Genomic DNA, 25,053 nt, shown 5'->3' on the forward strand with positions numbered 1-25,053 from the left:
CTCCGACCGTACGCGACTGCGCCGTCAGGTCAACCCGCGTCGAACGCCCGCTTCAGCATGGCGAGTCCGGGCTCGATCTTCTCCGGCGCGATCGAGCCGTAGCCGAGGGCAAGCCCGCGCGGTGCCGGCTCCCCGCAGAGCCCGGCCAGGGTCTGCACGCCGGCTCCGGCCCGGTTCGCTCGCGCCGCAACGGATTCCACGTCCACTTCGGACAACGCACACAGGTGCAGCCCGGCCGCCGACGGCACCAGGGTGAGCAGCCCCGCGAACCGCTCGTGCAGCAGTTCGGTGATGCGCTCGTGGCGGGCCGCGTATTCGCGGGTCGCTTTGCGGATGTGCCGCGCGAACAGGCCTTCGTCCAGGAATCGCGCCAAGGCAGCTTGCGCGGCCGGGTCGCCGTGCCAGTCGGCCAGCTGCCGGGCGTGGTGCAGCGCGTCGCGCAACGACCGGGGCGCGATGAGAAACCCCACGCGCAGCGCGGGCACCAGTGTTTTGGAGAACGACCCGACGTAGGCGACCCGCCCGGCGCGGTCGAGGCTCTGCAGCGGTTCGAGCGGCCGGTCGGAGAAGCGGAACTCGCTGTCGTAGTCGTCTTCGACCACGACGGCGCCGGCGCGCTCGGCCCAGTCGAGCAGGGCCGAGCGGCGCGCGAGCGACATCGGCGAGCCGAGCGGAAACTGGTGTGACGGCGTCACGTACACCAGCCGCGTCTGCGCAGGCAGCTCGTCGACCCGGAGGCCTTCGCGGTCGACGGGCACGCCGGTGACTTCCGCGCCGTGCGAACGGAACAACAGGCGCGCGATGCGGTAGCCGGGTTCTTCCACGGCCACGCGGTCGCCGGGTGCGAGGAGCACGCGGCACAGCAGGTGGAGAGCTTGCTGCGCGCCCTGCGTCACGAGCACGTCCTCGGCATCGGCGCGCACGGACCGCGAGAGGCCGACGTGCCGGGCGATGGCCGCGCGCAGGCCGGGGTGCCCTGCGGGGTGGCTGTACTGCGCGGAACCGGTGACCCGGAGTTCCGCGGACAGCAGGCGGCGCCACGTCTGCAGCGGGAAGAGACGCGCGTCGGGGATGCCGACCCGGAAGTCGTATTCGGGCGGTTCGCCGGCGGTCTCCAGTGGCGGCAGCGTTCGCCAGACCTCGCGGGGCCGGATCGCGGCACCGGCCGGCGCCGCCCGGCGGCGCCGCGACGGCAGATCCGCGGCCACGAACGTGCCGGAGCCGACGCGGCCGGTGAGGAACCCGTCAGCGGTGAGCCGGTCGTAGGCGACGGCGACGGTGTTGCGGGACACGGACAGGCGCGTCGCCAGCTCGCGGGTGGGCGGGAGGCGGTCGCCGGAGCGCAGCCGGCCGTCGAGGATCGCGTCGCGCAACTCGCGGTAGATGCGCGTGCCGAGGTCGCCGCGGCCGGCAAGCGTCACGTGGAAGTCCACTCGGCCGACGTTATATTGGCCCAATAGATTTGTCGATAATTGGCTCTGGTGCAGGGCCAAAAGCTCTATTAGCGTCAGGTCATGACGACGATCGAGCGGCCGGTGACCGGCGCCGGGTCCACCGCGCGGCCCGGCCGCCTGCTCGCGGCCGCACAGCTGGCCGCCTCACTGGGCGACGGCGCGTTCCTCACGTGCTCGGTGCTGTACTTCACGCGTGTCGTGGGGCTCACTGCCGGCCAGGTCGGGCTCGCCCTCACGCTGGGGTGGGCCGTCGGGTCCGTCGCCGGCGTGCCCCTCGGGCACCTCGCCGACCGGCGCGGCGCCCGGGGCGCGGGCGTGCTGCTGTCCGTCGCCACCGCGCTGGCGGTCGGGTCCTTCCTCGTCGTGGGTTCGGCGTGGACGTTCGCGCCGGCCGCGTGCTGCTACGCCACCGGCCAGTGCGGCCTGACCGCGGTGCGCCCGGCGTTGCTGGCCGCACACGCCGAGCCGCGGCAGCGCACGCGGATCCGGGCGCACCTGCAATCGGCGGGCAACGCGGGGCTGGCGATCGGCGCGGGGCTCGGTGGTCTGGCCCTCCTGGCCGGTACGTCCGGCGCCTACGTCGCGGCCTTTTCGCTCGACGCCGTGACATTCCTGGTGTCCGCCGTGCTGCTGCGCCTGTTGCCGGTCGTGGCGCCGGCGCCGGCGGCACGCGGGAAGGGCTCGGCCACCGCCGTGCTGCGCGACCGGCCGTACGTGCTCGTGACACTGCTCAACGCGATCCTGTTGCTGCGCATGCCCTTGCTCAGCGTGGCGATTCCACTGTGGATCGTCTCGCGGACGGCGGCTCCCGAGTGGACGGTGTCGGCACTGTTCGTGCTCAACACCGTCGTGGTCGTGCTCGGTCAGGTGCGCGTGGCAACGCGCGTGACGGGGCTTCACTCGGCTTCCCGCCTGGTCCGGCAGTCCGGGGTGCTGCTGGCGGCGTCATGCGGAGCGTTCGCGCTGTCGGCCGCGGGTTCGTCGGCTTGGGTGGCCGTCGCGGTGCTCGTGGCCGGGGCGCTGCTGCAGGTGCTCGGCGAGATGCTGCAGTCGGCCGGCACGTGGGAGATCGGGTTCGGCCTCGCGCCCGCCTCGAGACAGGGCCAGTACCAGGGCTTCTTCGGCACCGGCACTTCGGTGGCCCGCATGGCGGGCCCGGCGCTGCTCAGCACTGTGGTAGTGCAGTGGGGCACACCCGGCTGGCTGCTCGTGGGAGCGGTGTTCGTGGCTGCCGGGTGGGCGATGGGTCCCGCCGTCCGGTGGGCCGGGCGGCGGAGCTGACAGGCGGGCTCAGCCTTGTCGCGCTAGGCCAGGCGCTTCGGTTGCACGCGTCCGGGCGGGTCAGTCGCGCAGGGCGAGCTTCTCGAGTTCCAGATCGAAGTCGAACCAGAGAGCCTCGTCACCGGCCGGGACCTCGTCGTAGGTGCGGTCCAGGAAGTCGGCCAGCTCGTCGGCCGGGGCTTCCAGCACGGCGGAGCCGTCCGGGGCGTTCAACTCGACGACCACGCGGGCGTCGTCGGCGGCCGGGCGCACTCGCACGTCGCCGTCTCCGGCGGGCGCGATGAGGCCGTCGGCGAGCAGGTCGCGGCCGAAGAGCCAGCGGACCACGCCGGTGCCGGCGTGGTAGCCGACGGAGATGGCGTACGGGTCCGACGGGTCGTACTCGAGGTCAGCACGCACCGGCAGCGGAACGCTCCCGAACGTGCGCAGCCCGAAGACGATCGTCGCGCGAACGACGGGGGGCTCGGTGCCCATGGCGGTACCTCCTCGATGGTCATCGTGGTGCGTAAGGACTCACGGCTCAACGTGAATGTTCCTCTATGAGTAACGCCCCGTAAGACTACGAGCTGCCCGACAAGCGATCTTTCACCCCTTTGGTGGAGACGGACGTCTCATCTGCTCACTCATCGGTATGAGTCGCCACTCAATCGATGAGGGCCGCCTGCCGTATCCCTCAGGCCGCGCCCACCCTCGCCGAACACCCGCCGCCCCGGCTGCCCCACTCGCGGCGCCGGCCGCTGCGCACTCGCCGCTTCCGCGGGCCGGGCGGCTACGGGCATCGCACCGTCCAGAACTTCGACGCGCCGGCCTCGGGCGTCGCTGCCGGCGGTGTGCTCGGTCACCCCCGTCAGCCCGGCCCGCTACTCCCTCGTGGCGGCCGCGCACTGTCCGTACCGATTGCAGCCCGGCCAATTCGCACCGTCCACCCAGCCCGGCCTCGCGCCGGCCGGCGCCAGTCGATCGCCACCACGCCAGTCCGCGCCACCGGTGCAGACCTCCACCGCGCCCAACACCACCCGCACCGATCAACGCCAGCCGAACCGCCACCACACCCACCCGCCACCGACACAAAAGTCCCCCAAAAACCCCACACCACCGGCACCGACCGCCATGTCGGCGCTGCCGGCCGTGAGAGACGCGGTGCCTGTCGACATGGTCGGGCCACTTGGGCCGGTACAGACCGCGCCACATCCCGCACTGCGCACGATGACCGCGGGCCGGCTCGCGCCGCTCACGATGACCACTCTCGTGCCGGCCGGCACTGGAACAGACCACCGCCGCGTCCAGGCTCGCCGCCGGTCCAGACCCCGCTGGGGGGAGGTGGCCGAGGCGGAGCCGTGGGTGACCGTGAAGCGTCGGACAGCCGTGGTGATCAGCGGCTCGGCGCCGGCTCCCGCGTCCACTCCTCCACGCGCACGTCCAGCGACTCAGCTGCCACCCGCAGTTCGCGGCGGCGGTCCCCCGGTACTGGGTGGATGTGGTTCGCGCCGAACTTCACGAGGAAAGTCGCGGCCGGCACGTCGAGGCGGGCGAACGCGTGCGGCCATTCGGGGGTGGACCAGGCGGCGAGCGCGGCGTTCGTCGCGTCGTCGTAGCACTCGAAGTCGCCGAGCACCGGCTGGAGGCGGTAGGCGCCGTCGCGGCGGGTGAGGCGGGCCAGTGTCATGTGGCCGGGTGCGGCGAAATGCGCGACGGAAGCCCCGCCGGCCGGGAAGAAGAACACCTCCGGGTGCAGGTGGACTTTGGCGAGGTTGTCGGCTGGGTCGTCGCTGCGGGCGACGAACCACGTGGCGTGCTGGCCGGAGTTGCACAGATCCCACACGTCGCGGTCGGGATGGTGGTGGCGGACGTCCGCGAAGAGCACCGGCGTGCCCGTGATGCGGTGCATGAGCTGCATGGTCAGCGCGCCGTCCATGTCCGCCTCGGTGGCGGTGACGTGCACGGCCTTCGGCCCGGTCCAGTCGTAGGGGTCGTTGAGCAGCGCCTCCGCCACGTCCATGGTCGCGAAGTTCTCCGTGAGCTCCGGCTGGGCCTTGATGCCGGAGAAGTGCAGGTGCCGCTCGGCGGCGAGGTCGCGAACCGCGAGGTACGCGCGGATCTGCCGCTCCAGCAGTTCGGGCGTGAGTTTCACCCCGTCGTAGTGCACGGTCGCGTGCCGTTCGAACCACTCGCGCCCGGCGGCCGCTTCCCCCGGATCGGCCTTCTCGGCGCGCAGCACGAGCTCGTACTGGTCGATCTCCTCGACGTCCACCCCGAACTTCCGCATCCACTGGTCCGTGTTGGCGACGGCCGTGTTCATCCCCATCGGGCGTCCGCCGAACCGCCCGAACGTCGAGCCCCGCAGCGAGCCGACGGTGGCGCCCGCGCGGGCGTGCACCCCGACATCCTCGATCAGCGCGGCGTCGTCCGGCGCGCCCCACAGCCGCGTGTGGCGGTGGCCGATCTGGTCGAGCGCGCCGCCCGCGGCGAGCATCCCGACGAGCCCCGGCTCCGTCGGATCCGTCGACGCGACGAGCAGCAGCGGCGAGGTCGTCGCGTCGGCCGCGAGCATCGTGAAGTGGGGGAAACTCCACCCGGCGTAGGAGAAAACCGTCACGTCCACCGACGCGGCGGCCACGGACCGCGCGGCCGCTGTGGCCGTGGTGTTGGTGGCGACGAGCCCGCCACTGATCACGTCGTGGCCCGCGGCCGTGAGCGCGGCGGCGAAATCATCCACTTTGGACCTGATGAACCCGGTGTTGCGCCGGTGCACGTGGTCGCGTCCGTCGGAGATGGCGATGACCCCGATGCGTGTCATGAACGCCCCCTTCACCCCTGGGAGCTCGGCCTAGACCTGCGTCGCGTTGTCCTTCGTGATCCGGCGCGTCCGGAGCGTCTGCGTCTTCGGCAAAGTCCCGCAGTCGATCAGCAGCTTCTTCGCCGCCGCAACGGCTTCCGCGCCGCCCGTCGGGTAGATCAACGTGGCGGACAGCCGCTCCGCCTCCACGGCTTTGATGCCGCCCTCCGGCACGGGCCGCCCCTCGATGCCGACGATCGGCAGCGTCGCCTTGCCCGCGTTCTGCGCGGCGAGCCGCGCGCCTTCTGCCATCGGGGCGTTCTCGGAGAAGATCGCCTGCGCGTCCGGTGCGCCTTGAGCAGCGCGTCGGCCTGCTGCTGGGCCTCGTCGCGCAGCCAGTCGGCGTCGGCCGAACCGACGATCGTGATGCCCGACCCGGCGATGCCCTCGGCGAACCCGTCGGCGCGCTCCTTCGCCGGTGTCGAGCCGGCCAGGCCCTTCAGCTGCACGATCTTGCCGCCCTGGGGCAGCAGGTGCGCCTTGAAGAACTGCCCCGCCTGGCGGCCGATGTCCACGTTGTCGGCACCGATGAACGACGTGTCCCCGTCGCCGTCGACCTTGCGGTCGAGCACCAGCACGGGGATGCCCTGGCCGTAGGCCTTCTTCACGACACCGGTGAGCGGCGTAGCGTCGTTGGGGCTGATGATCAGCAGGTCGATCTTCTGCGTGAGAAACGTGCTGACCTGCTCCACCTGCTTCGAGTGCCGGGTCGGCGAAGTGGACGGTGAACTGCGGCACCGCCGCGGCCGCCTTGCGGATGTCGTCGTCCATCCGCACGCGGTAGGGCTCGCCGAGGTTCGCCTGGCTCATGCCGATCGTGTACTTCCCGCCCGGTCCTTGCACGCCGTCTGTGTGGCGGGTGCGGCGCCGGCCGATCCGCCGGGCGCGTTCTCGTGCGTGGTGCCGCAGGCCGTCGCGACGAGGGCGACGCCCGCGGCCGCGAGCACCAGCCCGCGGCGAGTGGTGGTGGACATGAGCTCCCCTTTCCCTGCCGACGCTCAGGTCGCGGTCGGCGTCCGGCCCGGGCGCAGGCGCTGCGAACCGCGGCGAACACGATCACCACGCCGACCACGATCAGTTGCACGTTCGAGTCGATGTTGTCGAGCTGGAGGATGTTGTCGAGCACGCCGACGAGCAGAGCGCCCGCGACCGTGCCGAGCACGGAACCGCGGCCGCCCGAGAGGCTCGTGCCGCCGATGACCACGGCGGCGATCGCGTTGAGCTCGTAGCCGTTGCCGTCGTTGGGGTCGCCGAAGTTGAGCTGTCCCGCGTGGACGATGCCCGCGAGTGCGGCGAGCAGCCCGCAGATGCCGAACACCAGTACTTTCACCCGAACCACCGGCACACCGGACAGGCGCGCGGCCTTTTCGTTGCCGCCGATCGCATAGATGTGCCGGGAGAACGCGCTCACGCGCAACAGCACCATGGCGAGCGCGGCGACCACGACGAGGACCAGCGTGGGGATCGGCACGGTGCCGTTGAACGTCCGCCCCCCCAGCAGCGAGAACGGCACGGGTGCCTGGCCGGGACCATCGCCGTAGGTGATGGACACGCCCTCGCCGCCGGACCGCATGCGCGCGAGGCCGCGCGCGATCTGCATGCCGGCGAGCGTGACGATGAACGACTGGATCCGGAACCGTGCGCTCGCGATCCCTTGCACCAGGCCGAAACCGAGGCCGAGGCCGAGAATCGCGACGACGGCGGGCACGAGCGCCCAGTCGTTCGTGGTGAGCAGTTCGGCGATGCCGACGCTCGCGAGACCGACGACGGACCCGACGGACAGGTCGATGCCGCCGATGAGGATCACCAGCGTAATGCCGACGGCGATGATGCCGATCTCGGAGATCGCGCGCACGACGTTGAACAGGTTCTCGCTGTTGAGGAACATGAGCTCGCCGTTGGTCGAGGGCGAGAACACGATCGCCGCGGCGAACACCACGACCAGTCCGAATACGCTCTGGAACCGGAACAGCGCGGCACGCACCGTGCGCCCGCTCACGGGACATCTCCCATCGATGCGGTCAGCAACTCCCCTTCTCCGGCGAGCGCGGTGTCCAGTTCGTGCACCATCTGCCCACCCCGCGGCACGACGACGCGGTCGTACACGCCGACCAGCTCCGCGGGTTCGGACGACGCCAGCAAGATTCCGACACCGGTGCGTGCGATTTCTCCCAGAAGCCGGTAGATCTCGGCCTTCGCGCCGACGTCCACTCCCCGCGTCGGTTCGTCGAGCAGCAACAAGTGGGGTTTGGTGAGCAATGCGCGTCCGAGAACCACCTTTTGCTGATTGCCACCGGACAGCGCGCCGACGGGGTCGGCCAATGCGTGCAGCTTGACGCCCAGCCGTTCGGCCGAGCCGCGCGCGGTGTCGCGTTCCCGGGCGGCGGGGACGATGCCGAAGCGAGCCAGCGCGACCACCACGGACAGGACGGTGTTGGCGAGGATCGAGTGGTCCGGCGCGAGCCCGGAGATCCGGCGGTCCTCGGGGACGAACGCGACGCCGTTGCGGAGCGCGTCGCGCGGGGACCGGGGCCGGTACTCCTGCCCGTTGAGCCGGATCGTGCCGGCGGTGATGGTCGGTGCGGATGCGCCGTAAAGGGCTTCGAGCAGTTCCGTGCGTCCGGAGCCGAGCAACCCGGCGACGCCGACGATCTCGCCCGCCCCGACCCGGAGGCTGATCCCGGCGGGCTCGCGCCGGCCCGCACTGGGCGCGAGGACGAGTTGTTCGGCTTCCAACACGTGATCGTCATCGGACGGTTTAGTGTCGGTCTTGAACGTCTGCTGTACCGGCCGACCCACCATCGCATCGGCGGCTTGCGCGGCCGTCAGCTCACACGCCGCGAACGGCCACGACTTCGCCGTTGCGCAGCACCGTAGCCCGGTCCGCGACGCGTCCGATTTCCTCCATGCGGTGGGAGATGTAGACCACCGCCACCCCAGCGGCGCGCAGCTGATCGATCACACCGAACAGCCGCTGAACCTCCCGTGGTGAAAGCGCCGATGTCGGTTCGTCCATGATCAGGATGCGTGCGTTCAGGGACAACGCTTTGGCGATGGACACCAGTTGTTGTTCGCCGGTACGCAATCGCTCGGCGGGTGCGGTGGCGTCGAGGTCCACACCGGACCGTTCGAGGAGCTCTCGTGTTCTCCTGACCATGTGCTTGCGGTCCAGCACCCCGTACGGCGTTGCGGTTCGCGCCCCAGGAACACGTTCTCCGCCACCGAAAGCGCCGGCACGAGGTCCAGCTCCTGGTGGATCATGGCGATCCCCGCGCGCTGCGCGTCGGCCGGGCGGGCGAACCGGACCGGCTCCCCACCGATCCGGATCGCCCCCTCCTCGGCGGCGACCTCTCCGGAGAGAACCTTCATCAGGGTGGGCTTGCCCGCCCCGTTCTCCCCGAGCAGGGCATGCACCTCCCCCGCCCACACGGTGAAATCCACCGAGCGAACCGCACGCACCCCGCCGTAGGACTTGCTGACGCCGGCCAGCTCGACCAGCGCGACGCCGTCGTCGCCCATCCCCTCGTTCCCGACGTATGAGAAATCGATTACCAGCGAAGGTAAGGGCAGGTCGCAGCGGGTGTCAAGGGTCGCTGGACAAGTGGCGGAAACTGCTCAAAATCGGATTATCGCAGCGGTCCGACCCGCTATTGCGGGGTATCCCGGTGGGCTGAGTGGAGCAGGACTCGCGGCCTGTCTCGAGATCACCGAGCCGACAGTGGTGCGAAGTGGACAACATCAGGTGCCGGGCTGTCGTCACACGCACCCGGGCGCTGTGCACCGGCCCCGCACAACGACAGACAAGCTCGAACTTGAACAACAGATGACACCCCGCCACCACTCTCCGCACTCTCGCCCTCACCTCGCCGTTGACCCCGTACCGTCAGCACGTGCTTTGTGGCAGTCCTCGCGCAATCACCGGCCCAGCGGGTGTGGCCTGGGCCGCTTTTTGGCGGGTTCCCACAATGCAGCGGGTCCGGCATGCGCCATGCACGACATTGGTGTACCCGCCGGTAAGGGAGCAGGGTGTAAGCGAAAACAGGCGACGATCCGGGGGCCGGACGTCGCCTGCTGCGCGTGGGTAGCTTTGGGAGGCTCAGTCGGTGTTCAGTCGTGTCGCCATCGTGAACCGCGGGGAAGCCGCTATGCGGTTGATCCACGCTGTCCGAGACCTTTCCGCGGAGACCGGTACGCGGATCGAGACGGTCGCCCTCTACACCGACGCGGACCGGTCCGCGACGTTCGTGCGCGAGGCCGACGTGGCCTACTCGCTGGGGCCCGCGTCGGCGCGGCCGTACCTGGACCTCGCCAAGCTGGAGAAGGCGCTGGTCGAGACCGGTGCGGACGCGGCGTGGGTCGGCTGGGGCTTCGTCGCCGAAGACCCGGCGTTCGCGGAACTGTGCGAGAAGATCGGGATCACGTTTGTCGGGCCCAGCGCGGACGCCATGCGCAAGCTCGGCGACAAGATCGGCGCGAAGCTGATCGCCGAGGAGGTCGGGGTCCCCGTCGCGCCGTGGAGCCGGGGTGAGGTCGCGACGCTCGAGGACGCGCTGGCAGCCGGCGACAAGATCGGCTATCCGCTGATGCTCAAGGCCACCGCGGGCGGCGGCGGGCGCGGGATCCGCAAGGTGGCGTCGGGCGACGAGCTCGCGGAGGCGTACGAGCGCACGAGCCAGGAAGCGCTGCGCGCGTTCGGCTCGGGTGTCGTGTTCCTGGAGCGACTCGTCACGGGCGCGCGCCACGTCGAGGTCCAGGTGATCTCCGACGGCGAAACCGCGTGGGCGCTGGGGGTGCGCGACTGTTCGGTGCAGCGGCGCAACCAGAAGATCATCGAGGAGTCGGCGTCGCCGGTCCTCGCGCCGGAGCAGACGGCGGAGCTGAAGGCGTCGGCCGAGCGGCTCGCGGTCAAGGTGGGCTACCGCGGCGCCTGCACCGTCGAGTTCCTCTACCACCCGGGCGAGAAGCTGTTCGCCTTCCTCGAAGTGAACACGCGCCTGCAGGTGGAGCACCCGATCACCGAGATCACCACGAGCACGGACCTCGTGCGGCTGCAGCTGCACGTCGCGTCGGGCGGCAAGCTCGAGGGCGAGCAGCCCGCCGAGCTCGGCCACGCCGTCGAAGCGCGGCTCAACGCCGAAGATCCCGACCGCGACTTCGCCCCCTCCCCCGGGCACATCACGCGGCTGCTGCTGCCGGCGGGCCCCGGGATCCGCGTCGACACCGGCGTGAGCGAGGGCGACACGATCCCCGCCGACTTCGACTCGATGATCGCGAAGATCATCGCCTACGGCCGCGACCGCGACCAGGCGCTCGCCCGCCTGCGCCGTGCCATGGCCGAGACGACCGTGATCATCGAGGGCGGCGCCACCAACAAGAGCTTCGTGCTCGATCTGCTCGACCAGCCCGAGGTGATCGACGCCAGTGCCGACACCGGCTGGATCGACCGCGTGCGCGCCGAAGGCCGCCTGGTCACCAGCAAGCACTCCGCGATCGCGCTCGCCGCCGCGGCCATCGAGGCGTACGAGGACGAGGAGGAGATCGCCCGCGTCCGGCTGCTCTCGACCGCGCACGGCGGCCGCCCGCAGGTGCAGCACGAGAGCGGCCGTCCGCTCGACCTGAAGCTGCGCGGCGTCTCCTACCGCGTGAGCGTGGCCCGCGTCGGGCAGAAGCGCTTCCGCGTCGGCATCAGCGGTGGCGGCGACGTGCACCCGGCCGACGTCGAGATCGAGCGCTTCGACGAGCACAGCGGCCAGATCACGGTCAACGGCACCCGCTTCCGCCTCGTCGCCGCGACGCACGGCCCGATCCACCTGGTCGAGGTCGACGGCATCACCCACCGCGTGAGCCGCGACGAAGGCGGGGTCGTCCGCTCCCCCGCGCCCGCGCTGGTGGTCGCGACGCCGCTGTCGCTCGGCGACGAGGTCGACGCCGGCGCCCCGATCCTCGTGCTGGAGAGCATGAAGATGGAGACGGTGCTGCGCGCGCCGTTCCGCGCGCGGGTGCGCGAGCTGCCCGTGTCCGTCGGCAGCCAGGTCGAGACCGGCGCCGCGCTGCTGCGCCTCGAACCGCTGGCCGACGACGCGGAGGCGGACGAAGCCGCCGAGGCGACCGAGGCCGCTGAGATCGAGCTGCCCGCCGAGCCCACGGGCACGGCTCCGGCCGACCGCGCCGAGCGCGGCCTGCAGGACCTGCGCAGCCTCGTGCTCGGCTTCGACGTCGACCCGCACGACCAGCGCCGCACGCTCGCCGGCTACCTCGCCGCGCGCGCCGAGCTGGGCGAAAACCGGCCGCTCACGGGCGAAATCAGCCTGCTGAGCGTGTTCGCGGACCTGTCGGAGCTGATGCGCAACAAACCCTCGGGTGAGGACGTCAGCGCGGCGAGCCCGGTGCACAGCGCCCGCGAGTACTTCCACACGTACCTGCAGAGCCTCGACGTCGAGCGCGCCGGCCTGCCCGAGTCGTACCAGGCGCGGCTGCGCCGCGTGCTCGGTCACTACGGCGTGGCCGACCACGAGCGCACGCCGGAGCTGGAGGAAGCGGTCTTCCGCATCTTCCTGGCGCAGCAACGTGCTTCGTCCGACGTCGCGATCGTGACGGCCCTGCTGCGGCAGTGGCTCACCGAGGCGCCGCCGACGGGCGACCTGCGTGAGGAGGCCGGCCTGGCGCTGGAACACCTCGTGGCCGCCACGCAGCTGCGGCACCCGGCCGTGAGCGACCTCGCGCGCGGCGTCGTGTTCCGCTGGTTCGCGCAGCCGCTGCTGCGGCGGGCGCGCGCGGAGGTCTACGCCGAGGTGCGCCAGAGCCTGCGCTACCTCGACCAGCACCCGGACGCGGCCGACCGCGCCGAGCGCATCGCGCACATGGTGTCGAGCTCAGAGCCGCTCGTGCGGCTGCTCGGCCAGCGCATCGGCCGCCCGGGCACGGACCCGGCGCCGCTGCTGGAGGTGCTGACCCGGCGTTACTACGGCAACAAGAGCCTGTCCGGAATCGAACGGCGCGAGGTCGCGGAGTGTGTGTTCGTGACCGCGGAGCACGCCGAGCCCGCTCGCGTGGTCACCACGGCCGTCGACTTCGCGCGGCTGCCGGACGCGATGGGCGCCGCGGGTGCGCTGGCGAACGGCGCGAGCACGTACGCCGTCGCCGACATTTACGTGACGTGGGCCGACCAGCCGGACATCGACACGATGGCCGCGCGCCTGGGCGAGGTGATCGCCGCGCAGCCGCTGCCGGAGGCGATCACGCGCATCACCACCACTGTCGCCGGTGGGGGCGGTGCCGTGATGCACCACCACTTCACGTTCCGCCGTGGTTCGGCCGGCTTCGCGGAGGACCGGCTGATCCGCGGCCTGCACCCGCGCGTCGCCGAGCGCATGCAGCTGGAGCGGCTGCAGGAGTTCGACCTCACGCGCCTGCCTTCGGCCGACGAAGAGGTCTACCTGTTCAAGTGCGTCGCGCAGGCCAACCCGGCCGACGAGCGCCTGGTCGCGATGGCGCAGGTGCGCGACCTGACGCCGCTGCGCGAGGCCGACGGCCGGCTCGTGTCGCTGCCCGCGGCGGAGGACACGCTGGCCGCGTGCCTCGACGCGATCCGCAACGTGCAGGCGCAGCGTCCGGCGCGCAAACGCTTCGACACCAACCGGATCGTCGTCTACGTGTGGCCGCCGAGCGACCTCACGATGGACGAGCTGAACCTGCTCGCCCAGCGCGTGCTGCCGTCGACGGCGGGCGCGGGCCTGGAGGAGATCCAGTTCCTGGCGCGGCGGCGCAACCCGGAGACCGGGGAGCTGACCGACCTCGCTGTGACGATCCGCGACGTCGCCGGCACGGGCGTGCGCCTGTCCGTCGGCGAGCCGTCGCGGGAGCCGGTGCAGCCGCTGGACGACTACCGCCAGAAGGTGCTGCGCGCGGCGCGCCGCGACACTGTCTACCCGTACGAGCTCACCGACCTGCTCGCCGGCGAGGGCACGTTCGCCGAGCACGACCTCGACGACACGGGCGCGCTGGTGCCGGTCGACCGGCCGAAGGGCCGCAACAAGGCCGCGATCGTCGCCGGTGTCGTGAGCACGCCGACCGAGCGCGTGCCCGAGGGCGTGCGGCGGGTGGTGCTGCTGGGCGACCCGACGAAGGCGCTCGGCGCGCTGTCCGAGCCGGAGTGCGCGCGGGTGATCGCGGCGCTGGACCTCGCGGAGCGGATGCAGGTACCGCTCGAATGGTTCGCGCTGTCGGCCGGCGCCCGCATCTCGATGGATTCCGGCACGGAGAACATGGACTGGGTGGCGGCCGCGCTCAAGCGGATCGTCGAGTTCACGCAGACGGGCGGGGAGATCAACATCGTCGTCGCCGGCATCACCGTGGGCGCGCAGCCGTACTGGAACGCCGAAGCCACGATGCTGATGCACACCAAGGGCATCCTGGTCATGACGCCGGACTCGGCGATGGTGCTCACCGGCAAGCAGTCGCTCGACTTCTCCGGCGGCGTGTCAGCCGAGGACAACTTCGGCATCGGCGGTTACGACCGCGTGATGGGTCCCAACGGGCAGGCGCAGTACTGGGCGCCGAACCTGGCGGGGGCGCGTGATGTGCTGATGGCGCACTACGACCACACCTACGTGGTGCCGGGCGAAGCCGGCCCGCGCGCCGCGGCCACCGCGGACCCGGTGAACCGCGACGTGTCGGACTACCCGCACGCGATCGTCGGCAGCGATTTCACGACGGTGGGACAGATCTTCTCGGCCGAGCACAACCCGGACCGCAAGAAGCCGTTCGACATCCGCACGGTGATGCGGGCACTGTCCGATCAGGACCACCCGGTGCTGGAACGCTGGGCCGGCATGGCGGACGCCGACACGGCGGCGGTGCAGGACGCGCACATCGGCGGGCACCCGGTGTGCCTGCTGGGCATCGAGTCGCGGTCGGTGCCGCGCCGCGGCTTCCCGCCCACCGACGGTCCGGACACCTACACCGCGGGCACGCTGTTCCCGCGGTCGTCGAAGAAGGCCGCGCGCGCCATCAACTCCGCCAGCGGCAACCGGCCGCTGGTCGTGCTCGCGAACCTGTCCGGCTTCGACGGCTCCCCGGAGTCGATGCGCAAACTGCAGCTGGAGTACGGCGCCGAGATCGGCCGTGCGATTGTGAACTTCGACGGTCCGATCGTGTTCACCGTGATCTCGCGCTACCACGGCGGTGCGTTCGTGGTGTTCTCGAAGGCGCTGAACCCGAACATGACGGTGCTCGCCCTCGAAGGCTCCTTCGCCTCCGTGCTGGGCGGCGCCCCGGCCGCGGCCGTCGTGTTCTCCGGCGAGGTCAACACCCGCACGGCGAACGACCCGCGCGTCGCCACGCTCCAAGCCCGTCTGGGCGAGCTGACCGGCGCCGAACGGGCCGCCTGCGCCGCCGAACTGGCGGAGGTGCAGGCGTCCGTGCGCGCCGAGAAGCTGGGCGAGGTGGCCGCCGAGTTCGACCGCGTGCACAGCATCCAGCGGGCCGTCGAGGTCGGTTCGGTGGACGCGATCGTTTCGGTCGCCGAGCTGCGGCCGCGGATCGTCGAGGCGATCGAGCACGGCCTGAAGCGCTGAGGTAGGTCGCGGAGAGCGCCGGGTCCGGTTTTCGGGCCCGGCGTTTTTCCTCAGCAGACAGAGGCCAGCAGTTCTTCGACGTCGGCTTCCCGCGGTGCTCGGGGCGCGTTCTCGGTGACGGCGTCGGCCAAGGCCGCTCGGGCGACGGCGGGTGGGTCTTCACGGGTCAGGCCCAGGTCGCGCAGCGGGCGTTTGATGCCGATGACTGCGGAGATCGCGCCGACGGCGTCCGCTGCGGACCGTGCATGCAGAGCGTCGGCCACCTGCGCGTACGGGTCCGCTACGGCTTCCGCGCTGAACGTCATCACCTCCTCCAACACGGCCGCCAGCACGACACCGTGGGGCGTGCCGGTGCGGGCGGTGATGGCGTAGCCGAGGCCGTGGACCAGGCCGAGACCCGAGCGCGTCAGCGCGTGGCCCGCGAGGTGCGCGCCGAGCATCAGCTGGGCGCGAGCTTCGAGGTTGGCGCCGTCGCGGAAGGCGACGGGGAGCCACTCGCCAACGAGGGCGACCGCACGGGTCGCGTCGGCGGCCGAACCGCTGTCCGCGCCGTGGGAGGCGACGGATTCGGTGCCGTGGACGAGTGCGGTGGCGGCGGTGATCGCGGCGGGCAGGCCGAGCGTGGGCCGGCGGTTGTTCTCGCTGGTCGCCCGCACGGCCGAGGACCGCCTGGTGCGCGCCGCCGAGCCGGCGATGCACGCCCTGTCGGAGGACCTCGAGGAAACCAGACACCTCTGCGTCCTGCGCGACCGCGAGGTGCTGACCCTGCTTTCGTCTCCGGGCACTCGTTCCGGGTCCACGAGTGGGAAGGCCGCGGCGTCCCCGCAACCCGCACCTCAGCCGACCGCGTGCTCCTCCTGGACGCGACACCGGACGAGCTGTACGTGCGCTTCCCCCGGCTTCGCGGAGCTGCCCACCCTGTGGGCCAAGTTCCGGCGCGCGCGAGCGGACGGTTTCGCTTGCGTGGCCGAAGAATTCGAACCGGGTAGTTCGTGCGTCTCCGCCCCCGCGCGCGACTACCGCGGCCGCGTGGTGGCCGCGTTGAACATCTCGGCGCCCCACACCCGCATCCGCGACCGGCTCACCACGGCCGGCCACCGCACCGTCACCGCGGCGGCCTCGGTGTCGGCCCTCCTGGGCTGGGACACCACACCCGCGCCCGGCCGCCCGGTGTGAGCACTGCGGCGGAAACGACGCCGACAGCAGACGGCCCGGCGGGTGCCGGGTCCGGTGTGGACCCGGCGCCCGTCGTGGGTCAGTCTTCGTCGTCCGGGTCTTCGGCGAGGAGGGCGTAGAGGCGGCGGCGCGCTTCGGTGAGGATCTTGCGCATTTCGGCGGCCTGGCCGTCGGTGCCGGTGTACGCGACCTGACCCGCGGCGGCCCAGAGGTCGCCGAGTTGCTTGTGGAGGGCGGTGAAGCGGTCGGCGGTGGGGTCGTCGTCCGGGGTGTGCGATTCCCACAGCGCCGCGAACTCCTCCTCCCGGCCCGCGACGTGCTCGCGGCCCGCGTCGGTCAGCTGCGCCACGCGACGGCCGCCTTCCTCGACGGTGCGCACGAGGCCCTCGTCCTCCAGCTGCTGCAGGATCGGGTAGATCGACCCCGGGCTCGGCCGCCACTCCTCGTTCGAGCGGCGGCGGATTTCCTGCATGAGCTGGTAACCGTGCATCGGGCTCTCGGACAGCAGCGCGAGCACTGCCGGCCGCACGGGCCGAGCCGGGCCGCGCGAGCCCCGGCCGCTCCACTGCCGGCCGCCGCCGAACCAGCCGCGGGGATCGCCGGGGAAGCCGCCGAAGCCTGGAAAGCCCGGACCGCTGGGGAAACCCGGACCCGGCGGGGTGGGCGGGCCCGGCGGAACGGGAGGCGGCGGCGGGAACCCGCCCGGCACCCGCGCCGCGTCCGGCGCGAAGCCGAACGGGGCCGCGTGGCCGCCGAAGTGGTGGGCGGCGTGGTGGAAGTGGCCGTGGTGCTCGCCGAATCCGCCGCGGTCGTCAGAGCCGCCGAAGTCACCGTGGCCACCAGAATCCTGGTGACCGCCGAAATTGTGCGGACCACCGAAGCCGAAGCGACTGTCGAAGCCACGAGCGTCGCCGGAGTCACCGTGGCCACCGAACGCGCTGTGGCCGCCGCCACCGTGGTGGCCGCGGAAGCCGTGCGGACCACCGAAGCCGAAGTGACTCTCGAAGCCACGAGCGTCGCCGAAGTCACCGTAGCCACCGAACACGCTGTGGCCACCGCCACCGTGGTGGCCGCCGAACCCGCGCGGGTCACCGAAACCCTGGTGCGAGCCGACGCCGCGAGGGCCGCCGAAATCGCGCGGGTCACCGAAACCGTGGTGCGAACCGCACTCGCTCGGGTCGCCGGGGCCGTGGTGCACACCGTGCTGACCTGGGCCGTGGGCTTCGGCGGCTGGACCGCCTGGACCGTGGTGGCCGCCGAACTCGCCCCGTTCGCCTGGGCCGTGGTGGTCGTCGTCCGCGCCGGGACGGTGGTGGGCGAAGCCGAAGCGGTCGGTGCGCGCGGGCGGGGTCCGGTGGGGAAAGCCGGCGGCGGCGAAGGGGACGGAGTGGTGTGGGCCGCCGAAGCCGGCGGAGAGGTGGGCGTGGCCTGCTGTCTCGGTCATGGGTGTTCCCTTCTCGTGGTTCTATCGTCGACATAGCAACGATATATCGCCACCCTATCGAGCGCAAACACCAAGGTCAGAGCCGTAGAACAACAGCGGCACGAGCTGAAGCTCGTGCCGCTGTCGAAGGGAAAACCGAACGGGCGCTAGGTGCCCGAACTCGCCGGAGCCGTCGTCGCGGCCGTGCTGCCGAACTTGATCGACTTCGCCTCCTTGCCGATCGCGGTCAGGACGGCGACGCCGACCAGCGCCGGGATGACTGTCCACAAGAGAGCCGCCGAGTAGCCCTGCGACTGGGCGATGCTCTGCTGGATCGGCAGGTTGAGCGCGGCCAGCAGGTTGCCCAGCTGGTAGGTCACGCCCGGGTAGAAACCGCGGATGGCGTCGGGCGACATTTCGGTGAGGTGGGCGGGGATGACGCCCCACGAGCCTTGGACCATGATCTGCATGAGGAACGACCCGAGAGCCAGCATGCCGGCCCCGTGGTCGAACGCGAAGATCGGGATGATCGGCAACCCGAGTACCGCGCCGGCGACGATGGTGATGCGGCGGCCGAACCGTTCGGACAACGCGCCGAACACCAGGCCGCCGATGATGGCACCGATGTTGTACAGCACGGCGATCCACGTGCTCGTCGTGGCGCTCAACCCGGCGCCGCCGTGCTCGGTGGACTTGAGGAACGTCGGGTAGACGTCTTGGGTGCCGTGGCTCAGCCAGTTGAACGCCGTCATCAGCACGATCAGGTAGGCGAACCGGCGGATCACCTTCGGGTTCAGCACCACGTCCTTCACGGACGTCCGCGTCACCCGCATCTTCTCCTGCGCCGCCTCCCAGACCTCGGATTCGCGCACCCTCGCCCGGATCAGCAGGCTGATGAGCGCCGGGAAGATGCTGAGGACGAAGATCCACCGCCACTCCAGACCGAGCGCCGAGTGGAACAGCAGGTACGCCAGCGCCGCCAGCAGGTACCCCATCGAGTAACCGGCTTGCAGCAGCCCGGAGAAGAACCCGCGGCGCTCCACGGGGATCTTCTCCATGGCCAGCGCCGCACCCAGCCCCCATTCACCGCCCATGCCGATGCCGTAGACGAACCGCAGGATCAGCAGCACGGTGAAGTTCGGCGCGACCGCGCACAGGATTCCGGCGAGGGAGTACAACAGCACGTCGACCATCAACGGGATGCGTCTGCCGACGCGGTCCGCCCACAACCCGAACACAAGCGCGCCCACCGGCCGCATCACGAGGGTCGCCGTGGTGATGAACGCGAGCTGGGTCGCCGTCGCACCGAAGGATTTGTCCTTGGCGATGTCCGCGAGCACGAACACCACCAGGAAGTAATCGAACGCGTCCATGGTCCAGCCGAGCGACGCGGCGATGAACGAGTTGCGCTGATCCGAGGTGAGCTTGCGTTTCGTTCCCGCACGAGCGTCGGTCACCGGTGATCCCCCGATTTCGTTGGTGTGTTACCGGATGGGGCCGGTGTTGGTTTACACCCGAGACCGGGGCCAGGCAACCGAAGTGCTTTGCGCGTTTTCGAACAATATTTGGTGGGATTTCCGTTTTGGTGCGGCCGTTCGGCAGAACGGAAACAGCGCCTGATCGATCCCGAAAGTCAGCCGAACGGCAGGTCGAACGTCAGCTGTTCCACGCCCTCACCCGCGGCGGACGCGCCGGAGAGCGTCGCCGCGCAGGAGGGACACGGGGTGATGTGCCCGGTGCCCGACGCGGTGAGGTCGACGGGCGTCCAGGTCCGGGACTCGCGGTCGCCGCAGGCGGAGCGGCGGTAGCGCAGGTCGCCGGAGCGGGTCATGAGGTGAGCGACGGGCGCGTCGTCGGGCAGGGCGCCGACGAGGTACCAGCGCGTCGCGCCGGGGACGGGGTGGGTGGTCGCCATGGAACTGTCCTCCTGGGAGGCCCGTTCAGCTTCAACTCCTTCGCCACCTCCATCGTGCGCCGCAAATCGGCGGAAAGGGAGCGTTTGGGAGTCTTCGGCGTGGCGCGCTCAGTCCCCGGGCGGCCGTTCTTCCTGGTCAGCGACGGGTTCGTCGAGATAACGGAGAATCCGCAGCAGTCCTCGTTCGTCGACGGTGTCGTCGTCGGAGACGCATTCGGTGAGCCGCCGGGTGACGTCGTCGGCGCCGAGACCGGCGCCGATGAGCACCAGCTGCGTCCCGCGCGGCTGCCCCGCAGGCCAGGAAGACCGCTCGAGCTGCACGAACGAGCCCACGGTGTGCAACCCGAAGCGCGAGCGCGGTCCGTTCGCGCCCAGGTCGACATGCCCCTTCACCCGGTAGAGCCCGGCCGGGCGTTGTTCGAGGAACGCCAGGAGTTTCCGAGGTGACAACGGACGTTCGGAAGTGAACGTGATGCTCTGGTACGCCGCGTGCAGGTGGTGCGAGTGGTCGTCTTCGCGCAGGTCGTCGAACGACAGCTGGCCGTACGCCTCACGAGGCTTCGGATCGAAGAACAGCTCCGGATCCACCCGGCCGTGGTCGGTGACCAGCACCGGTACGCCGGGCGCCAGCTCCTCTACGGTCGCCGTCACCTTGGACACCTCGCCGGCGGCGACGCGGTCGGCCTTGTTGACCACCACGAGGTCGGCGATCCGCAGGTGGTCGGCCAATTCCGGGTGGCGTTCGCGCGTGGCCGCGAACTCGGCGACGTCGACGACCTCGGCGAGCCCGCCGTAGCGGATGTCGGGGTTCTCGCTGGCGATCATGAGCCGCAGCAGGTCGCGCGGCTCGGCGATGCCGCTGGCCTCGACCACGATCACGTCGATGCCGGCCTCGGCGCCGGCCAGCTTGCCGAGCATCGCGTCGAGCCCGCTCGCGTCGACAGCGCAGCACAGGCAGCCGTTGCCGAGCGAGACCATGGTGTCGACCTGGCCGGACACCGCGAGCGCGTCGATGTTCACGCTGCCGAAGTCGTTGACCACCACGCCGACGCGAGCGCCCTGGCGGTTGGCCAGCAAGTGGTTGAGCATCGTGGTCTTGCCCGAGCCGAGGAACCCCGCGACGAGGACCACCGGGATCCGCTGCCTGGCCAACCGTCCACCCCTCCTGCCGTCGCCGGGACCCTACCGCCCGCGGGCGCGATACCTCCGTGGGACCCATGGGAGGAGGCCGTTGCGCGAATGCGCTCGAAAAGACGCATGAGTCGCGCCGGGCAGGCGTTCACGGTACCACTTCCAGGTCGTGATCAATTTTCCGAGCACTTTGTGCAAAGTCGTCGTAACGCATTTTTTCCACCACCACCCACCCGCACTTATCGAATTCCACGGAGGCACCGGACACATTCGGCGGTTGCGTCGGCAGCCACTTCGGGTACTCTTCCCCGCTTGGCGAAACCCCTGGGGCTACGGGGTTTTCGCACACCTCGGGACCTCACCGAATGACGGAGGAACAGTGGTTCACCTGCGTGTCGTGGGTTGCGCCGGCCACGAGCGGAGCAGCCCGGCGACCGTGGCGTCCATGCGAGTGAAGGTCAACGAATCGATACGCGAGGATCCGGGGACGACCGTCGAATACGCGGAAGCCGAGGAATTCGTCCGGCTCTGCGCCGCCGAAGGCGCGTTGCCGGGCTTGCGCGTCGACGAGCGCTTGGCGCAGATCAAGGAGGAGATCGCCGAAACCGGTTCCTACCGGCACACGCAGGCCGAACTCGCGTACGGCGCGCGCGTGGCGTGGCGCAATTCCGCGCGCTGCATCGGCCGGCTCTACGGGCGCAGCCTGCGCGTACGCGATCGCCGGCACGTGGACGACGCCGCCGGCATCGCGGGCGAATGCGTGACGCACCTGCGCGAAGCCACGCGGGAAGGCCGGATCCGGCCCACGCTCACGGTGTTCGCGCGGGACGGCCCGGCGGCACCCGGTCCGCGCATCCACAACGACCAGCTCATCCGCTACGCCGGCTACCGCCTCGAAGACGGCCCCGTGCTGGGCGATCCGCAGTACGCCGGCTTCACAGAAGCCGTGCAGGGGCTGGGCTGGCGCGGGCCGGAGCGGCGGGTTCGTTCGACGTGCTGCCGCTGCTGATCGAGGCCGAGCCGGGCTCGCCGCAACTGTTCGACCTGCCCGCCGACGCCGTGCTCGAGGTACCGCTCACGCACCCCCGAGCACCGCTGGTTCGCCGGGCTGGGCCTGCGCTGGCGCGCCGTGCCCGCGATCAGCAACATGCCGCTGGAGATCGGCCGCGTGCGTTATCCGGCGGCGCCGTTCAGCGGCTGGTACATGGCGACGGAGATCGGCGCGCGCAACCTCGCCGACGTCGGCCGCTACAACCTGCTGCCCGTGATCGCCGATCTGATGGGGCTGAAGACGGACGACGACAGAACGATGTGGCGCGATCGCGCGCTGGTCGAGCTGACGCTCGCCGTGCAGCACTCGTTCGACGAGGCGGGCGTCACCGTCGCCGACCACCACTCGGAGTCGCGGTCGTTCCCCACGCACGTCGCGCGTGAGGAACGAGCGGGCCGCTCGTGCCCGGCCGACTGGAGCTGGGTCGTGCCCCCGTTGGCGGGTGCGCAGACCGCTGTGTTCCACGGCTACTACGACGAGCCGGACCCCGGCGCCAGGCCGGCGTTCCTGCCGCCTGGTTAAGGGGAACGCCCGTTCGGCGGATCGTGGGCGAGCCGGGGCGCCACACGCCCGGCGAGGGCGGAGAATGGTGGACATGACCGCAGTGCTCGTCGCCCACGCGGGCAAGAACGGCGGCACCCGCGAGATCGCCGAGGTGATCTCGGAGGAGCTGCGCGCCCTCGGGCACCACGTCGACACCCGCGACGCCGCCGACGTCGCTGACGTCACCCCGTACTCGGCCGTGGTCGTCGGCAGCGCCCTGTACTACTCCCGCTGGCGCCCCTCCGCGGTCCGCCTGCTCCAGCTCCACGCCGACGCCCTGCTGGAGCGCCACGTCTGGCTCTTCCACAGCGGCCCGTGCGGACCCGGCGCGGGGCTCGCGCACGTCAGCCTGCCCGCCAACGTGGCCCTCCTCGCCGCCCGCATCGACGCCGAACGCACCACCACCTTCGGCGGCCGCCTCGACCCCGCGACCGCCCACGGCCTCCTCGCCCGCCTCATGGCCCGCGGCCCCCGCGCCGGCGACTTCCGCGACTGGGACCTCATCCGCAAGTGGGCCCGCGACATCGGCCGCCGCGTCACCACCGAGGTTTCGTTGTGACGCAACACTTGCCGGCAACTGCGCACCCACGCAGCAACGCAAGCCAGCCGTCCAGTCACCCCACCCACGCCACCGCCGCCCCACAACGCAAAGCATCCTGCACCCAGCCCCCGCCCGGCACCCCGAACGGCAACGCACCCCACCCACGCCACCGCCAGCCAACAACGCGACCAGGATGCACCCAGCCCCCGCCCGGCACCTCTATCCGAAGCCAAAACACGGCCGCCGACCCCGTGTCAAGGCACGCTTGTCGGACCTTCTTTTGTTGACATACGGTGGTGGGCATGGTCAACAAGCGCGAGGTTAGCGCTGGTGGGGAGCCTCGGCGGCTGGTCCTGGACTCCTATGGGCGACTGTCGCAGGTGCCGGAGACCGGCGGGCATGCTTGCCGAGATGTGCGAAGTGCCTGACGCCGCCTTCACCGAAACATCAGCGGCGCGCCTGCCGAACACGCCCGGCCACACCGGCGGCTCGTCGAAGCGATCGTAGCCGAAGGCGAGCTGGGCACCTGCCCGCGCGCCAGCGAGATCGTTAAACTCGCCGAGACGGAACTGATCAGAATCGCGGCCTGCTGTCGAATCAGGACCCGTCCCCGATCGCGCGGCGCAGCATCGCAACCCGGTTCCTCAGGTCTGCGGCCTCGTCGTGGCTGGGGCCGAGCTGACCTTCCACTCGTTCGAGCAGAGCTTCGAGCTCGAGCAAAGCTCCTCGGTAATCGCCCGTCGCAGCAAGAAGGCCGGCCACCTGTTTCCGGGTATCCCGTGCCAGCTCGCCGTCGCCGGCGCCGCGGTTCTCTTCTGTGGTGACGACACTTCGCAGCCCGCGCAGCGCCTCGGTCAACTCGCCTAGTTCCGCAAGGCAATTCGCGGCTTGGAACCGGCAGTACACGGCGTCGTCGGTCGGGCCGCCCGCGCTGCGCGCGAGATCCTCCGCCAGACGGTCGTAGACGGGCAGCGCGGTTCGGTAGTCGCCGCCCAAGAACAGCGTGTTGGCGTACTGGAACCGAACGCCTCGGTCATCCGGGTTGTCGCGAAGGTAGCCGCCGAGCAGGCCTGCCGCCTGGGTCAGCCGGCCCTCCTCGGCCAGCTCAGCTGCGCGTTCCCGGATCTCCGCGGCGTTCTGCTCGGCAGCCGCCTGCGGCACGGCCACCGAGGTCCTTCGCGCCGTCGGACGGGGAGCCAGCGGAAATCGATAGGGCCGGGTCGGGTCGACGGGGTCCGATTGCTCCGCAGGATCCAAGCCCTCGGTCGGCCGGGGAACGAACGGCAGCAGCGCGGTGTAGACGTCGACGGCACTCTCCGGGCGGTTCTCCGGGTCCTTCGCCAGCAGGTCGAGGATGAGCCGTTCGAGCGGTTCCGGCACGTCCGGCCGGCAATCCCGGAGCGGCCGCGGGGTCTCCTGCAGGTGGGCATACATCAGCGCAGCGGGCGTGTTCGCTTTGAAGACCGGCTCGCCCGAGATCAGTTCGTGCAGCACACAGCCGAGGGAGTAGAGATCACTCCGCGGGCTGATGTTCGCAGAGGTCAGCTGCTCAGGGGCCAAGTACGCCGGACTGCCGACTGCCTCGCCCACCATCGTGACCCGGGTGATGTCCGGATCGAGCAACGCGGCGACACCGAAATCGAGCACGACGACGGTCCCGCCGTTTGCCACCATGATGTTGCGCGGCTTGAGGTCCCGGTGCACGAGGGAAACAGCGTGCGCGGCCGCCAGCACCGCTGCGATCTGTGCGCCGATCGCCGCCGACCATTCGACGGGGAAAGGACCCTTCGTGGCAATGAAGTCAGCCAGGTCGAGCCCGTTCACCAGCTGCATGACGAGGAAAAGTTGCCCCTCGTGCGCACCGACGTCGAACACCGCGGGCACTCCCGGGTGCTCGAGGCGTGCCGTGAGCCGCGCTTCCCGCCGAAACCGTGCGATCAGCCCCCGCCCGGAGGTGTCGTCCGCGGAGATCTCCGGGCGGAGGATCTTCAGCGCGACGGTCCGGTCGAGGCGGGTGTCATAGGCGGCCCAGACTTCGCCCATTCCCCCGCGCCCGATCGGCATCGTCAGTTCGTAGCGCTCTGCAATGATCCGCGGTTGCTGGCTCACGACATCCCCTCGCCGACC

At 70.8% G+C, this 25,053-nt stretch carries 17 protein-coding genes and 2 pseudogenes; 6 read left to right on the top strand and 13 right to left on the bottom strand.

The window, feature by feature from the left end:
* Nucleotides 1–29: 29 nt before the first annotated feature.
* Complete coding sequence (locus I6J71_RS30125) at nucleotides 30–1,433, bottom strand: PLP-dependent aminotransferase family protein (protein WP_204089958.1); 1,404 nt, start codon at nucleotides 1,431–1,433, stop codon at nucleotides 30–32.
* Between the two features lie 81 nt (nucleotides 1,434–1,514).
* On the opposite strand from I6J71_RS30125, the gene I6J71_RS30130 reads away from it, so the two are divergent.
* A complete protein-coding gene (locus I6J71_RS30130) occupies nucleotides 1,515–2,735 on the top strand; it encodes an MFS transporter (RefSeq protein WP_204089959.1) in 1,221 nt (406 codons plus the stop codon).
* 60 nt (nucleotides 2,736–2,795) lie between these two features.
* On the opposite strand, the gene I6J71_RS30135 is transcribed toward I6J71_RS30130, so the two are convergent.
* From I6J71_RS30135 to I6J71_RS49960, 6 genes and pseudogenes are all read right to left on the bottom strand, one after another.
* Entirely contained in the window at nucleotides 2,796–3,209 is a 414-nt protein-coding gene (locus tag I6J71_RS30135; protein ID WP_204089960.1) for an SsgA family sporulation/cell division regulator, read from the bottom strand.
* A gap of 898 nt (nucleotides 3,210–4,107) precedes the next feature.
* Nucleotides 4,108–5,532, bottom strand: a complete 1,425-nt coding sequence (locus I6J71_RS30140) for an L-fucose/L-arabinose isomerase family protein (RefSeq protein WP_204089961.1) — start codon at nucleotides 5,530–5,532, stop codon at nucleotides 4,108–4,110.
* Nucleotides 5,533–5,562: 30 nt separating this feature from the next.
* Nucleotides 5,563–5,721, bottom strand: a complete 159-nt coding sequence (locus I6J71_RS49070) for a hypothetical protein (protein ID WP_239154001.1) — start codon at nucleotides 5,719–5,721, stop codon at nucleotides 5,563–5,565.
* A complete protein-coding gene (locus I6J71_RS49075; protein ID WP_239154002.1) occupies nucleotides 5,691–6,263 on the bottom strand; it encodes a substrate-binding domain-containing protein in 573 nt (190 codons plus the stop codon). Before I6J71_RS49075 ends, I6J71_RS49070 begins: the two co-directional genes overlap by 31 nt.
* Nucleotides 6,218–7,570 carry an ABC transporter permease gene (locus I6J71_RS49080; RefSeq protein WP_239154003.1) on the bottom strand — a complete coding sequence of 451 codons (1,353 nt, stop codon included), beginning with the start codon at nucleotides 7,568–7,570 and terminating at the stop codon, nucleotides 6,218–6,220. Before I6J71_RS49080 ends, I6J71_RS49075 begins: the two co-directional genes overlap by 46 nt.
* Nucleotides 7,567–9,090, bottom strand: a pseudogene (locus I6J71_RS49960) (sugar ABC transporter ATP-binding protein). Before I6J71_RS49960 ends, I6J71_RS49080 begins: the two are co-directional and overlap by 4 nt.
* A gap of 584 nt (nucleotides 9,091–9,674) precedes the next feature.
* On the opposite strand from I6J71_RS49960, the gene I6J71_RS30160 reads away from it, so the two are divergent.
* Entirely contained in the window at nucleotides 9,675–15,146 is a 5,472-nt protein-coding gene (locus I6J71_RS30160; protein ID WP_204089962.1) for a biotin carboxylase N-terminal domain-containing protein, read from the top strand.
* A 50-nt stretch (nucleotides 15,147–15,196) separates the two neighbouring features.
* Here the strand turns inward: I6J71_RS30160 and I6J71_RS30165 are convergent, their stop codons facing one another.
* Nucleotides 15,197–15,802 carry an iron-containing alcohol dehydrogenase gene (locus I6J71_RS30165; protein ID WP_239154005.1) on the bottom strand — a complete coding sequence of 202 codons (606 nt, stop codon included), beginning with the start codon at nucleotides 15,800–15,802 and terminating at the stop codon, nucleotides 15,197–15,199.
* Between the two features lie 37 nt (nucleotides 15,803–15,839).
* Here I6J71_RS30165 and I6J71_RS30170 point away from each other — a divergent pair, with 37 nt between their 5' ends.
* Nucleotides 15,840–16,322, top strand: coding sequence for an IclR family transcriptional regulator C-terminal domain-containing protein (locus tag I6J71_RS30170; protein WP_239155480.1), 483 nt, complete (start codon nucleotides 15,840–15,842; stop codon nucleotides 16,320–16,322).
* 79 nt (nucleotides 16,323–16,401) lie between these two features.
* Here I6J71_RS30170 and I6J71_RS49095 read toward each other — a convergent pair whose 3' ends face one another.
* Complete coding sequence (locus tag I6J71_RS49095; protein WP_239154006.1) at nucleotides 16,402–16,851, bottom strand: PadR family transcriptional regulator; 450 nt, start codon at nucleotides 16,849–16,851, stop codon at nucleotides 16,402–16,404.
* 216 nt (nucleotides 16,852–17,067) lie between these two features.
* On the opposite strand from I6J71_RS49095, the gene I6J71_RS49100 reads away from it, so the two are divergent.
* Nucleotides 17,068–17,802 (top strand): hypothetical protein, encoded by a 735-nt coding sequence (locus I6J71_RS49100; RefSeq protein WP_239154007.1) that lies wholly within the window; start codon nucleotides 17,068–17,070, stop codon nucleotides 17,800–17,802.
* Between the two features lie 110 nt (nucleotides 17,803–17,912).
* On the opposite strand, the gene I6J71_RS30180 is transcribed toward I6J71_RS49100, so the two are convergent.
* From I6J71_RS30180 to I6J71_RS30190, 3 genes are all read right to left on the bottom strand, one after another.
* The gene (locus I6J71_RS30180; protein ID WP_370542234.1) at nucleotides 17,913–19,118 is read right to left on the bottom strand and encodes an MFS transporter; all 1,206 of its coding nucleotides are present in this window, start codon (nucleotides 19,116–19,118) and stop codon (nucleotides 17,913–17,915) included.
* Between the two features lie 260 nt (nucleotides 19,119–19,378).
* A complete protein-coding gene (locus I6J71_RS30185) occupies nucleotides 19,379–19,660 on the bottom strand; it encodes a hypothetical protein (protein WP_204089965.1) in 282 nt (93 codons plus the stop codon).
* 108 nt (nucleotides 19,661–19,768) lie between these two features.
* Nucleotides 19,769–20,812 carry a GTP-binding protein gene (locus I6J71_RS30190; RefSeq protein WP_204089966.1) on the bottom strand — a complete coding sequence of 348 codons (1,044 nt, stop codon included), beginning with the start codon at nucleotides 20,810–20,812 and terminating at the stop codon, nucleotides 19,769–19,771.
* A 424-nt stretch (nucleotides 20,813–21,236) separates the two neighbouring features.
* On the opposite strand from I6J71_RS30190, the pseudogene I6J71_RS51190 reads away from it, so the two are divergent.
* Nucleotides 21,237–22,364, top strand: a pseudogene (locus I6J71_RS51190) (nitric oxide synthase oxygenase).
* Nucleotides 22,365–22,437: 73 nt separating this feature from the next.
* Nucleotides 22,438–22,944 carry a flavodoxin domain-containing protein gene (locus I6J71_RS30200; protein WP_204089967.1) on the top strand — a complete coding sequence of 169 codons (507 nt, stop codon included), beginning with the start codon at nucleotides 22,438–22,440 and terminating at the stop codon, nucleotides 22,942–22,944.
* Nucleotides 22,945–23,523: 579 nt separating this feature from the next.
* Here the strand turns inward: I6J71_RS30200 and I6J71_RS30205 are convergent.
* Entirely contained in the window at nucleotides 23,524–25,035 is a 1,512-nt protein-coding gene (locus I6J71_RS30205; protein WP_204089968.1) for a serine/threonine-protein kinase, read from the bottom strand.
* Nucleotides 25,036–25,053: the final 18 nt, after the last annotated feature.

Origin of the sequence: Amycolatopsis sp. FDAARGOS 1241 (assembly GCF_016889705.1) — a bacterium.
Taxonomy (GTDB): Bacteria; Actinomycetota; Actinomycetes; order Mycobacteriales; family Pseudonocardiaceae; genus Amycolatopsis.

Excerpts from the sequence above, each read along its gene's own strand:
- I6J71_RS30180 (WP_370542234.1), bottom strand. The coding sequence starts at position 19,118 with ATGGACGCGTTCGATTACTTCCTGGTGGTGTTCGTGCTCGCGGACATC.
- I6J71_RS30185 (WP_204089965.1), bottom strand. The coding sequence starts at position 19,660 with ATGGCGACCACCCACCCCGTCCCCGGCGCGACGCGCTGGTACCTCGTC.
- I6J71_RS30135 (WP_204089960.1), bottom strand. The coding sequence starts at position 3,209 with ATGGGCACCGAGCCCCCCGTCGTTCGCGCGACGATCGTCTTCGGGCTG.
- I6J71_RS30140 (WP_204089961.1), bottom strand. The coding sequence starts at position 5,532 with ATGACACGCATCGGGGTCATCGCCATCTCCGACGGACGCGACCACGTG.
- I6J71_RS30200 (WP_204089967.1), top strand. The coding sequence starts at position 22,438 with ATGACCGCAGTGCTCGTCGCCCACGCGGGCAAGAACGGCGGCACCCGC.
- I6J71_RS30130 (WP_204089959.1), top strand. The coding sequence starts at position 1,515 with ATGACGACGATCGAGCGGCCGGTGACCGGCGCCGGGTCCACCGCGCGG.
- I6J71_RS30170 (WP_239155480.1), top strand. The coding sequence starts at position 15,840 with ATGCACGCCCTGTCGGAGGACCTCGAGGAAACCAGACACCTCTGCGTC.